Below are 13,249 nucleotides of genomic sequence, written 5' to 3'. Positions count from 1 at the left end.
GGGCCGGTACCACGATGTACTGTCGCGACCATGGCAAGCCCCGCGGAACGCTACGCGGCAGCGCGCCGTCGCACCGAGGAGTCCCGCACCGAGCTCGCGCAGTTCGCCGGCACCCTCGGGTTCGACCTCGACGGCTTCCAGCTGCAGGCGTGCCAGGCCCTCGAGTCCGGCCGCGGCGTCCTCGTCGCCGCCCCGACCGGCGCCGGCAAGACGGTGGTGGGGGAGTTCGCCGCCCACCTGGCGCTGCGCACCGGTCGCAAGGCGTTCTACACGACGCCCATCAAGGCCCTGTCGAACCAGAAGTACGCCGAACTCGTCGCCCGCCACGGCTCGGGCGCGGTCGGCCTGCTCACCGGCGACAACTCGGTCAACGGCGAGGCGCCCGTCGTCGTCATGACGACCGAGGTGCTGCGCAACATGCTCTACGCCGGGTCCTCGCTGCTCGACGGGCTCGGGTACGTCGTCATGGACGAGGTCCACTACCTCGCCGACCGCTCCCGCGGGGCCGTGTGGGAGGAGGTGATCATCCACCTGCCCTCCGACGTCGTCGTCGCCTCGCTGTCGGCGACCGTCAGCAACGCGGAGGAGTTCGGCGCATGGCTGGACACCGTCCGTGGGGACACCGAGGTGGTGGTCTCCGAGCACCGGCCCGTCCCCCTGTGGCAGCACCTGCTCGTCGGGAACCGGCTGTACGACCTGTTCACCGACCCCGACGGCGACCCGCTCGAGGGGGACGAGGGGTCCCTCGTGCCCGGCGCGATCGTCAACCCCGAGCTCGTGGCCATGTCGCGCCAGCAGATCCGCACCGACCGCCTCGCCTCGCACCCCGGCCGCGGCCGGCGCCGCGGTCAGGCGCGTCCCGCCCCCCGCGGTGGCGGCGGCGGTGGGTTGCGCACCGGCGGTGGCCAGCGCCCCGTGTCCCGGGCGCAGGTCCTCGACACGCTGGACCAGGCGGGGCTGCTGCCGGCGATCACCTTCATCTTCAGCCGGGCCGGCTGCGACGCCGCCGTCGAGCAGTGCGTGGCGTGGGGGCTGCGGCTCACGACACCGGAGGAGGGCAAGGAGATCCGCGCCCTGGCCGAGGAGCGCTGCGCCGAGATCCCCAGCTCCGACCTCGCGGTGCTGGGCTACTGGGGCTGGCTCGAGGGGCTCGAACGCGGGCTGGCCGCGCACCACGCGGGGATGCTGCCGGTGTTCAAGGAGACCGTCGAGCACCTCTTCGCCCGCGGGCTGGTCAAGGCCGTCTTCGCCACCGAGACCCTCGCGCTCGGCGTCAACATGCCGGCACGCTCGGTCGTGCTGGAGAAGCTCGTGAAGTGGAACGGGCAGACCCACGTCGACGTCACGCCGGGGGAGTACACCCAGCTCACCGGCCGTGCGGGGCGGCGCGGGATCGACGTCGAGGGGCACGCCGTCGTCGTCTGGTCCGGCAGCACCGACCCCGAGGCCGTCGCCGGCCTCGCCTCCCGCCGCACGTTCCCGCTGCGCTCCAGCTTCCGCCCGACGTACAACATGGCCGTCAACCTCGTCGAGCAGGTCGGCCGCGAACGCGCCCGCGACATCCTCGAGACGTCCTTCGCGCAGTTCCAGGCCGACCGCGCCGTCGTGGGGCAGGCCCAGCAGATCAAGAACCAGACCGAGGCCCTTGCCGGGTACACCGAGGCCATGACGTGCCACCTCGGGGACTTCCGCGAGTACTTCGCGCTGCGGCAGGCCATCAGCGACCGGGAGAAGGAGCTGTCCCGCGCCGGGGCCGCGGCCCGGCGCGCCGAGGCGCGCACGTCCGTGGAGAACCTCTCCCGGGGGGACGTGGTCCGGCTGCCCGGCGGCCGTCGCTCGTCGTTCGGCGTCGTGCTGGACCTGGTGCCGGGCAAGGGGTTCGACGGCCCGTCGCCCCGGATCCTGTCCCAGGACCGCCAGGTGCGGACCATCGACGCCCACGACTTCACGGGCGCCGTCGACCCGGTCGCACGCGTCCGCATCCCCAAGAACTTCAACTGGCGGTCCCCGCAGGAGCGTCGCGACCTCGCGTCCTCGTTGCGCAACGCGCTCGCCGAGACCGGCGGCGGGGACCCGCCGCCGCGGCGCCGGCAGGGTTCGGGGTCGGGCGAGGACGCCGAACTCGTCCGGCTGCGCGAGGCCGTCCGCGCGCACCCGTGCCACGGCTGCTCCGACCGCGAGGAGCACGCCCGCTGGGCCGTGCGGGAGGAGAAGCTGCGCCGCGACACCCAGGGGCTGCAGCGCAAGATCGAGGGGCGTACCGGCACGATCGCGCGCACCTTCGACCGCGTCTGCGACCTGCTGGCCGAGCTCGGCTACCTCACGGCGGACGGTCTCGCCGTCACCGACGCCGGACGCACCCTGCGGCGGATCAACGCCGAGACCGACCTCCTCGTGGCGCAGTGCCTGCGCGAGGGCGCCTGGGCCGGGCTCCCGCCGGCCGACCTCGCCGCCGCGGTGTCGACGCTCGTGCACGAGTCCCGCCGCGACGAGGGCGGGCGCCCGGACCGGATCCCGCGGCGCACCGAGCAGGCCATCGCGACGACGCACCGGTTGTGGAGCGACCTCACCGACCGCGAGGACCACCACAAGGTGCCGATGACGCGCGAACCGGACCCCGGCCTGGCGTGGGCGGTGCACCGGTGGGCCAGCGGGCACCGCCTCGACGCGGTGCTGCGCGAGGCCGACCTCGCCGCGGGGGACTTCGTGCGGCGCTGCAAGCAGCTGGTCGACCTCCTCGACCAGATCGGCTCGGCCTCGCTCGACCCGGCCGTCCGCTCCGTCGCCCGCGACGCCGTCGACGTCGTCCGCCGCGGGGTCGTCGCCCACACCTCGCTCACCGAGGCCTGAGCGCGGTCGTCCGACCCGGGCCGTCAGCCGCGCGCGTGGACGAGGGCGGTGAGGACGCGCTCGACGCTGGACTGCAACCCCCACCGGTGCACGAGCTCCCCGAGGCGGTCCAGGTCCGCGGGCGCGGCGGGCAGCGCGTCGTCGACGTCGCCCAGCGGCACGTCCCGGGCGGTCTGGACGACGACGGGAGCGGCGGCGAGGTAGTCCTGCGCCGCCAGGAGCTTGCTGCGCTGACCCGGGGAGAGTCCCGAGGCGTCGTCGTGCGCGGCCGCCACGAGCGCCTCGAGGGTGCCGTACCGCGTGACGAGCTCCGCCGCCGTCTTCTCGCCGATCCCGCTGACGCCCGGCAGCCCGTCGGAGGGGTCGCCCCGCAGGACGGCCATGTCGGCGTAGCCCTGACCGGTGCCGACGCCGTACTTGCCCTGCAGCCACGTCTGGGTGACGGCGTCGGCCTTGCGGACGCCCTTGCCGCAGTAGAGGACGCGGACGCCCGCGGCGTCGTCGACCAGCTGGAACAGGTCCCGGTCGCCCGTGACGACGTCGACGGGGTCCCCACTCGTGGCGGTGCACCGGGTGGCCAGGGTGGCCATGACGTCGTCGGCCTCGTAGCCGGGGGCCCCGACGCGGGCGATGCCGAGCGCGGCCAGCACGTCGACGATGACGTCCACCTGGGGCAGCAGCAGGTCCGGGGCGTCCTCCCCGCCGTCGGGCGCCACGCGGTGCGCCTTGTAGCTCGGCAGCGCCTCGACCCGGAACGCCGGGCGCCAGTCGTCGTCCCAGCAGGCCACCAGGCGGCTCGGCCCCCACGTGGTGACGAGGAAGGCGATGGAGTCCAGGAAGCCCCGCACCGCGTTGACGGGAGTGCCGTCCGGGGCGGTCACCGAGTCCGGGACGCCGTGGAAGGCGCGGAAGTACAGGGACGCGGAGTCGAGCAGCATCAGCCGACCGGCGGGGTGGGGCATGCGGGGGAGTCTCGCAGAGGGCGGGGGAGCCGGTGTGGAGGTCATCCGGACGGACCGTGGGGACGCACCGTACGGGTGACCCGGACGGGCGTCCGGCGGCGCAGACTGTGACAGTGGTCCCGGACGACCACAGCTCGTCAGGCAGTTCGAACCAGGGGGGAACACCATGACCGACCACTCGACCACTCGCCCGACCTCGCGGCGCCGTCGCCGCATCGGGACGCTGGCGGCCGGCGGTGCGGTCGTCCTCGCGCTCGGCCTCGGGGCCTGCGGCGGCGGTGACGACTCGGCCTCCGGCACCCCGTCCCAGGGGACCTCGACCTCCTCTCCCGCCACGCAGCTGACGGCGTTCGAGGCCGTGAAGGCGTCGGCCAAGAACTCCAAGGAGGCCGGCAGCGCCAAGTTCTCCCTGACGATGACCGGCAGCGGCCAGGCCGCCGCCGTCGGCAACGTCTCCGCGGACGGGTCCTTCGACTCGACCAAGGGCGCCTTCGAGATGACCATGAACCTGCCGGCCGAGGCCGGCGGGACCAAGCTCACGATGCGCTTCGTCGACGGTGCGGCCTACCTGTCCGGCGCCCCGCTGACGGCCGAGGGCCAGTGGATGAAGGTGCCGCTGGACCAGATGGGCGCGACGGGCCTGGACACGGCGCAGATGGACCCGACCAAGCAGCTCGAGCAGCTCGAGGGCGTGGCCGAGGACGTCAAGGAGCTCCCGGCGCAGGACATCCGCGGCGTCCAGGCCAAGGGCTACTCCGGGACCATCGACGCCACCAAGGCGATCGAGCAGCTCCCGGCCGAGCAGCAGACGGAGGAGGCCAAGAAGGCCGCCGCCGAGCTCGGGTCGATCCCCTTCACGCTGTACGTCGACGAGAAGGACCGCCCGGTCCGCATGACCGAGGACGTCACGGTCGAGGGCTCGACGCTGAAGGTCCAGATGGACTTCTTCGACTGGGGCTCGAAGGTCGACGTGTCCGCTCCGGACCCCTCCACCGTCAAGGAGATGCCGAGCATGGAGGGCATGACCGGCGAGGCGACGGCTCCCGCCGCGGCCTGACGCACCTGACCGACGGTCCACGTCGGGCGGCTCCTACGCTGCCCGACGTGGACCGTTCTGCATCCCCCGCCCGTCGGCTCTACCGGGGCGGGGCGGTGTACTCCCCGGCCGACCCGTTCGCGACGGCCATGCTCGTCGAGGGCTCGACGGTCGCGTGGGTGGGCCCGGACGAGGCCGCCGCGTCCTGGACCCGCGACGGCGACGAGGTCGTCGAGCTCGAGGGCCGGCTCGTCACCCCGGCGTTCGTCGACGCGCACGTCCACCTCACCGAGACCGGTCTGCGGCACACCGGCCTGGACCTGCACGGGGTCGTGGGGCCGCAGGAGCTGCTGGCCGCCGTCGCCGCGCGCGCCGTGCCGGGTGAGCTGCTGGCCGGGTTCGGCTGGGACGAGTCGCGCTGGGGCGCCGCGGCGGTGCCGACGCGGGCCGAGCTGGACCGCGCGGCTCCCAGCACCCCCGTCGTCCTGTCCCGCGTCGACGGCCACAGCGCCCTCGTCAGCTCCGCCCTCGCCCACGCCGCCGGCCTGCGGGACCTGCCCGGTTGGGACGAGGACGGCTGGGTGCGCGGGGACGCCCACCACGCGGCTCTCGACGCCCGCTGGGCGGCTCTGACCCCCGACGCCGCCGACCGGGCCCGCCGCAGCGCCCTGAGGGCCGCGGCGGCCGCGGGCATCGGCACCGTGCACGAGATGTCGGGCCGCTGGCTCGCGCCGCCCGGTGACCTGCCGGCGCTGCAGCGGTTGGCCTCCGAGGAGCCGCTCCCGCACGTCGTGGGGTACCTCGCCGAGCACGTCGACTCCGTCGGGCGGGCCCGCGAGGTCCTGGCGGCGGCGGCCGCCGCAGGGGCGGACCTCGCCGGGCTCGGCGGCGACCTCACCGTCGACGGGGCCCTCGGCTCGCGCACGGCGGCCCTGCGAGCGGACTACGCCGACGCTCCCGGTGCGCGCGGATCCCTGCACCTGGACGCCACGGCCGTGGCCGACCACCTCCACGCGTGCACGCTCGCGGGGGTGCAGGCCGCCTTCCACGCCATCGGCGACGCCGCCCTCGACGTCGTCGTGGCCGCCCTGGAGGCGGTGGCGGCCGACCTCGGCGTCCCCGCGGTCGCGTCGGCCGGGCACCGGGTCGAGCACGCGGTCGTCGCCGACGCGGCCGTCGTGCAGGCCTTCGCCCGCCTCGGCACGGCCGTCAGCGCCCAGCCGGCGTTCGGGGCGACCTGGGGTGGGCCCGGCGGCGTCTACGCGCAGCGGCTCGGCGAGCGGGAGCAGCACGTCCAGGACCTCGCCGCGTTCGCCGCCGCCGGGGTCCCCCTGGCCTTCGGCTCCGACACCCCGGTGACGCCGTTCGCGCCGTGGGCGGCGGTCCGGGCGGCGGGGTTCCCCGCGCGCGAGGAGCACGCCGTCTCCGTGCGCGCCGCGTTCCTGGCCCACACGCGCGGCGGGCACCGGCTCGCGGGTCGCGGTCACCCGGGGGTGCTGCGACCGGGGGCCCCCGCGACGTACGCCGTCTGGGACGTGCAGGACCTCCTCGTGCAGGCGCCCGACCGGAGGCTGTCCGGGTGGAGCACGGACGCGCGGTCGGGCACGCCGGGCCTGCCCGACCTGTCGCCGGGCGCGCCGGAGCCGGTGTGCCGGCGGACCGTCGTCGACGGGGTCGTCGTCCACGACGGGAACGAGTGACCGGACGAACCACCGGTCCCGCGACACGCCGGGCGACACGCCGGGAACGCCGACGATGATCACTCCTCGTGACCCCGCTGTGACCTGCCGCGATGGACGTTTGCGCAGGTCACGGGCAGGTTGACACGAGGGGACGACGGGGTAGCTTCGGGGTGCAGTCCACGACCGACAAGGCCGGCCGGGCCCTCGACCCGCCGCCGTCGCAGCCGCACCACCTGCGACGACGACCGGGGCGATCGACCGGCCGGTGTGGACGTGGTCGGGTCCGCGCGCCCTTAGACAACGGCGCGTCCCTCGTGGCCGACGGGGGGCGCGACGGCCCGAGGGGTGCGTGGGCTCGGCCGTGACCACCGTCCGCCGCTGGGACTCCCCGGGGACGGTCCCGGGAGGGAACCAGCGGCCGACGGTGGCGGTTACCCTCACGTGGTGCCTTCCCGCCCGGTCGATCCCGCCCCGCCGCGGCTGCCGCTGAGCCTGCTGCTCGCCGTCCTCGGAGGGGTCGCCGCCTGGGCCGCGTTCCCCGGGACCGTGTCGCGGGAGGGCTGGTGGTTCACCGCCGTCCTGGCCGTCACCCTGCTGGCGCTGGCCACGCACCGGGTGCGGGCGCGGCGGGGGTTCGCCGCGGGCCTCCTCTTCGGCCTCGCCTTCATGTTCCCCCACCTCGCCTGGAGCGGGACGTACGTCGGTCTGCTGCCGTGGTCGGCCCTCACTGTCGTCTGCGCGCTCTTCTACGCCGTGCTCGGCGCGTTCCTGCCCCGTCTGCAGCGCGCGCGCTGGCGCCTCGCGCCGCTGGCCGTCGCGACGGGCTGGGTCGCCCTGGAGGCCGCCCGGGCCCGCTTCCCCTTCGAGGGCTTCCCGTGGGGCCGGCTCGCCTTCTCCCAGGCCGACGCCCCGACGCTGGGCCTGGCCGCGCTCGGAGGCTCCCCCCTGGTGACGTTCGGCGTGTCGCTGGCGGGTGCCCTCCTCGCCTCGGCCGTGCTCGCGCTGCTGCGGCTGCCCGCGCCGGCCGGTGCGCCCCGGGGGGTGCCCCGGCTGCGACCCGCGGTCCTGTTCGCCGTGGCCGCCGTCGCCGTCGCCGCGTCCGGTGCCCTGGTCCCGCGTCCCACCGCGGCCGAGGACGGCACGAAGTTCGTGGCGGCCGTGCAGGGCAACGTCCCCGAGGCCGGACTGGAGTTCAACGCCGAACGCCGCGCCGTCCTGGACAACCACGCCCGCGCCACGGAGGCGCTGGCCCGCGCCGTCGACGCCGGCACCGTCCGGCAGCCGGACATGGTGCTGTGGCCGGAGAACTCCAGCGACATCGACCCGTACGAGAACCCCGACGCCGCCGCGGTCATCGACCAGGCCGCCCGCGACGTCCGGGCACCCCTGCTCGTCGGCGCCGTCCTCGACGGCCCGGGCCGGTACGTCTCCAACACCGGGCTCGTCGTGACCCCCGACCAGGGGCTCACCGGCGCCCGCGACGACGACAGCCGGCACTACGTCAAGCAGCGGCCCGCCCCCTTCGGCGAGTACATGCCGTACCGCTCGTTCTTCCGGATGTTCAGCGACAAGGTCGACCTCGTCTCGCGCGACTTCGTCCACGGTGACCACGTCGGGCTGCTGCGGATGGACGGCGTGCCGGTCGGCGACGTCATCTGCTTCGAGGTGGCCTTCGACGACACCGTGCGCGACTCCGTCCGCGCCGGGGCGCAGTTCCTCGTCGTGCAGACCAACAACGCGACGTTCGGCTACTCCGACGAGGCCGTCCAGCAGCTCGCCATGTCCCGCCTGCGGGCCGTGGAGTCGGGCCGGGCGGTCGTGCAGATCTCCACCGTCGGCGTCAGCGCGATCATCAGCCCCGACGGCGTCGCCCACGACGAGTCGTCGCTGTTCACGACGGACGTGCTCACCGGTGACGTCGCGCTGCGGACGACGCAGACGCTCGCCACGCGCGTCGGGGACGCTCCGGAGCTGGTCCTGACCGCGCTGGCGCTGCTCCTGCTGCTCACCGCCCGTCGCGGTGACCGTCGCCGCCCCCGGGGTGGCGCCCCCGCCCCGGAGCGGTCGGCCGACCCGGTGCCGGCCGCGTGAGCGCGCAGCCCGCGCGACGTCGCCGCTGGACGGCGGCGGTCCCGATCGCGTTCGTCCTGCTCGTCGTCCTCGAGGTGTGGCTGCTCGTCCAGCTCGGCCACGTCATCGGGGGCGGCTGGGTCCTGGTGCTCCTGCTGGCCGAGACCTTCGGCGGGCTGCTGGTGCTGCGGCGGGCGGGCCGCCGGGCCCTGGACGCGTTCCGGCAGACGGCGTCCGTGCCGTTCGGGGCGCCCGTGCCCGGGCAGGAACCGGGGGTCGTCGGCAACGCCGTGCTCGCCGGGCTCGGCGGGGCCCTCCTCGTCGTCCCGGGGCTGCTGAGCGACGTCCTGGGGTTGCTGTGCATCATCCCGCCGACGCGCCGGTTGCTGCGCCGGCTGTTCGTGCGCGTGGTCCGGCAGCGGGTCGAACGGGCCGTGCGCGAGGCCGGCGGGTCGGTCCCCGGACGCGTCGTCCCCGGCGACGTGGTCGACGGCGAGGTCGTCGAGGACCCCCGCGAACTCGGCCGCTGACCCCGGGACGACCCTGGGGACGCAGAGAGGCCGGCCCACCCGACGGGTGGACCGGCCTCCTGGGTGCTCGGCTCAGGCGCTGCGCTTGATCAGCTCGCGGCTGCGGAGCAGCTCGAGCCTCTCGTCCAGCAGCACCTCGAGCTCGGCGATGGTGCGCCGCTCCAGGAGCATGTCCCAGTGCGTGCGCGCCGGCTTGCCGGCCTTCTTCTCCGGAGCGTCGGTGTCGGCCCGCAGTGCCTCGGCCCCGCAGCGGCACTCCCACAGCGGAGGCACGTCGGCCTCCAGCGACATGGGCACCGTGACGGAGTGACCGTTCGGGCAGTGGTACGTGACCTGCTGGCGCTCGGCCGGCTCCACGCCCGCTTCGCTCTCGAGGCTGGCGCCTCCGAGGCGGGACCCTCGTAGGTTGCGCTCGCTCATGTGACCTCCCCACCGTCTCCTCCGCACGGCGACCCCCGGGGATCCGGGGGCGTGGAGGAGACTCGTTGGTTGAACGCGGTGCCCACCCCGGCTGTTCCCGCGACCACCACGACCGGAGTGTGGAGGTCGTGTGCGCGCCGGGGCTGTGTCCCTGGGGAGGGCGTCGCTCAACGTACTGGATCGGTACCGTTCTGTGCCTGTTGAACCCCGGCCGCCACGTCCACCCGGGTGAGCAGCACTGCGCCGACGACGAAGAACGCCAGCAGGGCCACGAGCGCCGGGCGGTAGGAGCCGGTCAGCTGCGCGACGAGGCCGAAGACCAGCGTCCCCAGCCAGCTCGTGCCGCGTTCCCCCGCCTGGTAGAGGCTGAAGTACTCGGCCTCGGCGCCCCGCGGGACGAGCCGGCTGAAGAGCGAGCGGGACAGCGCCTGCGTCCCGCCGAGGACGAGGCCGATGAGGACGGCGAGCGCCAGCCAGGTGCCGAACGCCCCGCGGGGGACGGCGAAGGCGCTCAGCACGACGACGATCCAGAGCGCGAGTCCGCCGAGGACGGTCCGCTGGGCGCCGTACCGGCCGGCGATCCTCCCGAACGCGAGTGCCCCCACGAAGGCGACGGCCTGCACCAGCAGGACGGTGGTCAGCAGTTGCGCGGAGGTGAAGCCGAGCTCCTCCTGCCCGTAGACGCTGGAGGCGGCGATGACGGTCTGGATGCCGTCGTTGAAGATCAGGTAGGCCAGCAGGAAGCGCAGCACCTGCGGGTGGTGGCGCAGTCCGCGCAGGGTGGTGAGGAGCTGGCGGAACGGACCCTGGGTGGTCGCCACCGCCGGGACGGGGCGCGGGGGCAGCCGGCGCAGGCCGAGGACCGGGACGATCGTGAACAGGCCCCACCACAGCCCGGCGGAGGCGAGGGAGACGCGCACGGCCCACTCGTCGGTGAGGCCGAAGGTGCCGGGACTGGAGACGACGAGGAGGTTGACCGCGAGGAGGGTGAACCCGCCGAGGTAGCCCGCCGCCCACCCGCGGGAGGACACGGCGTCCCGCTCGTCGGGGTCGGAGACGTCGCACAGCAGCGCGTCGTTGACGACGAGGGAGCAGGTCAGGCTCACGACGGCGACGAGGGCGAGCAGGACACCGAGCCACCAGCGGTCCCCGCCCATCGTGACCATGGCGGTGGCCGCGGCGGCACCGACCCAGGCGAACCCGCCCAGCAGCCGGTGCCGGTGCCGGGTGCGGTCGGCGAGGGCCCCGACGAAGGGCAGCAGGACGGCGGACAGCAGTGTGGCGAGGGTGATCGTGTAGAGGGCGACGGAGCCGGGGGAGACGGGCAGGCCCAGGACGGACAGGTCGCGCGTGCAGCCGGTGGGCTGTTCGGGGCAGGCGGCCCGGCGGGCGAGGACGGTGAGGTAGGGCGAGAACAGGACCGTCTGGGTCGTGGTGACGAACGCGGAGTTCGCCCAGTCGTAGACGTACCAGGACCGGCGGGCCCGCAGCAGGGTCGGGTCGACGGTGCTCACCGGGCGCTCACCGGAGGATCATGCCCGCCACTCACCGCGGGCGACCAGCACGTCCTTGAGGACGTCGGCGCGGTCGGTGATGATCCCGTCCACGCCGAGGTCGAGCAGGGCGCCGATCTGGGCGGCGTCGTCGACGGTCCACACGTGGACCTGGGCACCGGCGCGGTGGACGGTGTCGACGAAGCGGGCCGAGACGACGTCGATCCCGCCCTGCCGGACGGGCACCTGGACGGCGTCGACGCGGCCGAGGGCGCAGCGGGTCAGGACGGGCAGGCGCAGGGCGCTGCCGGCCAGGGCCAGGGCGGTGCCGAGGGAGCTGGCGGAGGTGGCCTCCCGTCCCCCGGCGGCGGCGAGGGCGGCGCGGCGGCGGCCTTCGGCGAAGGCGGTGACGAGCACCCGCCCGTGGGCGCGGGTGCGGCGCAGCACGTCGCCGAGACCGGCGACGGCGGCCTCGGTCTTGACGTCGAGGTTGAAGCGGGCGTCGGGGAAGGCCGCCAGGACGTCCTCGAGACGGGGGACGCCCTCGCGTCCGGCGACGCGCAGGCGGCTGACCTGCTCCCAGGTGAGGTCGGACAGGTCGCCGCGGCCGTCGGTGACGCGGTCGAGGTGCTCGTCGTGGAAGGCGACGAGGACGCCGTCGGCCGTGGCCCGCACGTCGGTCTCGAGGTAGGTGAAGCCGAGGTCGACGGCGGCTGCGAAGGCGGGGAGCGTGTTCTCCAGCCCCCGCGCCGGCCCGTCCGCGGAGAAGCCCCGGTGGGCCATCGCGATCGGGCCGTCCCAGGCGCAGAAGGCGTGCCGGGCCGGCGGCCGGGGGACCATCAGCCCGTGAACTCCCAGTGCCACGGCTCGAACTGCCCGCCGCGGTTCTGGGCCCAGGCCGGGTTGATCCAGCCGTAGAGGGCGGCGTTGCGGTCCATCCACAGGTGCTGGGCGGAGGTGGCGTTCTGGATGCCGCCGCCGAGGTCGACGGCGATGCCCAGGCCGTGCCGGCTGGTGCCGGGCTTGGCGGCGAGCCCGGGCTTGCGGGCCTTGACCTCGATCTGCTCGGCCAGGGTGCGGTAGGAGTCGGTGATCGCGATGTTGGACCCGAACTCGGAGGCGTAGGCCTGGTTGAGGGCCGCGAACGCGTTGGCCGCGTCCGAGCGCAGCACGTGGTTGGGCGAGCTGGCCAGCGGGCACAGGGCGTTGCGGGGGATGAGCCCGTTGGCGAACCCGGAGAGGTTGATGCCCGTCTCGCAGTCGCCGACGGCGGCGAACCCACCGGCGGTGGCGGCGGCCGCGGCGGCCTGGGCCTGCGCCTGGGCGGCGGCGAGGTTGGAGGCGAGGGTGGCGGCGCGGGCCGAGTCGGACGTCGCGGTGCCCGAGGCCGCGGCCTGCAGGACGGTGAGGGCGTCGACCTGGCTGCGCTGCTGGGCGACGAGGGTGTCGGCCTGCTGCTTGGCGGCGACGGCGATCTCGGCCTGGCGGGTGGCCTCGGCGGCCGCGTCGGCGGCGCGGGTGGTCGCGTCGGCCTGCTCGCGCTGGGCCCGGTCGAAGGCCTCGACGGCGTTGGTGCGGCCGTCGCCGATGCGCTTGGCGGAGGCGATCGCGCTGGCGGTGTCGTCGGTGGGGCCGCCCTTGAGGACGGTGACGAACCCGGAGTACTCCTGCAGGGACGCGCCGCCGCGGTAGGTCTGCGAGGCCCACTGCCCGAGGTCCTTGCGGCCCTGCTCCAGTGCGGCCTCGGCCTCGGCGAGGCGCTGGCGCTGCAGCTGCTCCTCGTTCTCGGCCGCGTACTTGGCCTCCATGGCCTGCTGGTACGTCTCCAGCGCCTCGCCGGCCTGCTGGGCCAGCGCGTCGAGGCGGCCCTGCGCGGCGGCGAGGTCGGCCTGCGCCTGGGCGAGCTTGGCGGCGGACTCGGCCGCCTGCCGGCGGGCCTCGTCGAGCTGGGCCTGCGTCGGCGGCTCGTCGGCCCGCACGGCCGCGGGGGCGACGACGGGGGTGGCGACGGGGGCGGCCGTCGCGGCCGGGACCACGACGCCGGTGGTCAGGGCCCCGGCAGCGGTCGCCGCGATGAGCAGCGCCGCGCGCAGGCGGGCGGGTCGAGCGGTGGTGCGGGCCGTGGGGGAGAGCACGTCGTGCACATCCAGAGCGGTCGGGGGCCTTCGCCCGGATCGGCTGTCGGTGACGCGTGGGGCACGCGGAA

The 13,249-nt window shown here is 75.2% G+C and carries 10 protein-coding genes; 5 read left to right on the top strand and 5 right to left on the bottom strand.

Annotated elements, in window-relative coordinates:
• Window positions 1-30: 30 nt before the first annotated feature.
• Complete coding sequence (locus AB1207_RS13190; RefSeq protein ID WP_367638833.1) at window positions 31-2,850, top strand: DEAD/DEAH box helicase; 2,820 nt, start codon at window positions 31-33, stop codon at window positions 2,848-2,850.
• 23 nt (window positions 2,851-2,873) lie between these two features.
• Here AB1207_RS13190 and AB1207_RS13185 read toward each other — a convergent pair whose 3' ends face one another.
• A complete protein-coding gene (locus AB1207_RS13185; protein ID WP_367638832.1) occupies window positions 2,874-3,812 on the bottom strand; it encodes a 5'-3' exonuclease in 939 nt (312 codons plus the stop codon).
• Between the two features lie 166 nt (window positions 3,813-3,978).
• Here AB1207_RS13185 and AB1207_RS13180 point away from each other — a divergent pair, with 166 nt between their 5' ends.
• The 4 genes from AB1207_RS13180 to AB1207_RS13165 all read left to right on the top strand — a co-directional run bounded on the left by AB1207_RS13180 (window position 3,979) and on the right by AB1207_RS13165 (window position 9,130).
• Window positions 3,979-4,869, top strand: a complete 891-nt coding sequence (locus AB1207_RS13180; RefSeq protein WP_367638831.1) for an SCO4651 family lipoprotein — start codon at window positions 3,979-3,981, stop codon at window positions 4,867-4,869.
• 128 nt (window positions 4,870-4,997) lie between these two features.
• On the top strand, window positions 4,998-6,548 hold the full coding sequence (locus AB1207_RS13175; protein ID WP_367638913.1) for an amidohydrolase: 1,551 nt from the start codon (window positions 4,998-5,000) through the stop codon (window positions 6,546-6,548).
• A gap of 426 nt (window positions 6,549-6,974) precedes the next feature.
• Entirely contained in the window at window positions 6,975-8,621 is a 1,647-nt protein-coding gene (lnt, locus tag AB1207_RS13170) for an apolipoprotein N-acyltransferase (RefSeq protein WP_367638830.1), read from the top strand.
• A complete protein-coding gene (locus AB1207_RS13165; protein ID WP_367638829.1) occupies window positions 8,618-9,130 on the top strand; it encodes an FxsA family protein in 513 nt (170 codons plus the stop codon). Before lnt ends, AB1207_RS13165 begins: the two co-directional genes overlap by 4 nt.
• A gap of 72 nt (window positions 9,131-9,202) precedes the next feature.
• Here AB1207_RS13165 and AB1207_RS13160 read toward each other — a convergent pair whose 3' ends face one another.
• From AB1207_RS13160 to AB1207_RS13145, 4 genes are all read right to left on the bottom strand, one after another.
• Window positions 9,203-9,550: an RNA polymerase-binding protein RbpA gene (locus tag AB1207_RS13160; protein WP_367638828.1), complete on the bottom strand. Its 348-nt coding sequence runs from the start codon at window positions 9,548-9,550 to the stop codon at window positions 9,203-9,205.
• 167 nt (window positions 9,551-9,717) lie between these two features.
• Window positions 9,718-11,064, bottom strand: coding sequence for an MFS transporter (locus AB1207_RS13155; protein ID WP_367638827.1), 1,347 nt, complete (start codon window positions 11,062-11,064; stop codon window positions 9,718-9,720).
• Between the two features lie 18 nt (window positions 11,065-11,082).
• On the bottom strand, window positions 11,083-11,883 hold the full coding sequence (locus tag AB1207_RS13150; RefSeq protein ID WP_367638826.1) for a glycerophosphodiester phosphodiesterase family protein: 801 nt from the start codon (window positions 11,881-11,883) through the stop codon (window positions 11,083-11,085).
• Entirely contained in the window at window positions 11,883-13,178 is a 1,296-nt protein-coding gene (locus AB1207_RS13145; RefSeq protein ID WP_367638825.1) for a D-alanyl-D-alanine carboxypeptidase family protein, read from the bottom strand. The genes AB1207_RS13150 and AB1207_RS13145 overlap by 1 nt, the downstream gene beginning before the upstream one ends.
• Window positions 13,179-13,249: the final 71 nt, after the last annotated feature.

Source organism: Kineococcus endophyticus (genome assembly GCF_040796495.1).
Lineage (GTDB): Bacteria > Actinomycetota > Actinomycetes > Actinomycetales > Kineococcaceae > Kineococcus > Kineococcus endophyticus.
Note: the sequence above shows the minus strand (reverse complement) of the source record. Positions and strands in the feature narration are given on the sequence as shown.

Excerpts from the sequence above, each read along its gene's own strand:
- AB1207_RS13190 (WP_367638833.1), top strand. The coding sequence starts at position 31 with ATGGCAAGCCCCGCGGAACGCTACGCGGCAGCGCGCCGTCGCACCGAG.
- AB1207_RS13185 (WP_367638832.1), bottom strand. The coding sequence starts at position 3,812 with ATGCCCCACCCCGCCGGTCGGCTGATGCTGCTCGACTCCGCGTCCCTG.
- AB1207_RS13180 (WP_367638831.1), top strand. The coding sequence starts at position 3,979 with ATGACCGACCACTCGACCACTCGCCCGACCTCGCGGCGCCGTCGCCGC.
- AB1207_RS13175 (WP_367638913.1), top strand. The coding sequence starts at position 4,998 with ATGCTCGTCGAGGGCTCGACGGTCGCGTGGGTGGGCCCGGACGAGGCC.
- AB1207_RS13160 (WP_367638828.1), bottom strand. The coding sequence starts at position 9,550 with ATGAGCGAGCGCAACCTACGAGGGTCCCGCCTCGGAGGCGCCAGCCTC.
- AB1207_RS13150 (WP_367638826.1), bottom strand. The coding sequence starts at position 11,883 with ATGGTCCCCCGGCCGCCGGCCCGGCACGCCTTCTGCGCCTGGGACGGC.